We start from the raw sequence: 438 nt of genomic DNA on the forward strand, positions 1-438 counted from the left end.
GCCGGCAGGTCGATCGTTTGGGTCATGGGTTTCTTCATCAGGCCGGCTCCGCGACCGCGCCGAGCCAGGCGCGGACACGGGCATCCGGGTCGGGGTTTTGCGTCACGTCGCTGACGACGGCGATGGAATCGGCGCCGGCGGCGAAGATCTCAGGTGCGTGCTCGAGCTTGATGCCGCCGATCGCGACCAGCGGAATGGCGCCGACGCGCTTTTTCCAGGTACCGATCTTCGGCACGCCTTGCGGCGCGAACCGCATCGCCTTCAGCGTGGTGAAGAAGATCGGGCCGAGCGCCACATAGTCGGGCGAGGCCCGCAGCGCGGCGTCGAGCTCGGCATCGTCATGGGTCGAGACGCCGAGGGTGAGGCCCGCGGCGCGGATCGCCTTGACGTCAGCCTCGAGCAGGTCCTCCTGGCCGAGATGCAGATGCTCCGCCTTGG

The 438-nt window shown here is 68.5% G+C and carries 1 protein-coding gene; it reads right to left on the reverse strand.

The features are described from left to right. Positions 1-37 precede the first annotated feature (37 nt). Positions 38-438, reverse strand: a 401-nt coding sequence (locus FOI68_RS22895; RefSeq protein ID WP_143864430.1) for a thiamine phosphate synthase, incomplete at its 5' end; no start/stop codon positions are given.

It is taken from the genome of Brevibacillus sp. LEMMJ03 (assembly GCF_007197875.1).
In the GTDB taxonomy this organism is placed as follows: domain Bacteria; phylum Bacillota; class Bacilli; order Brevibacillales; family Brevibacillaceae; genus Brevibacillus; species Brevibacillus thermoruber.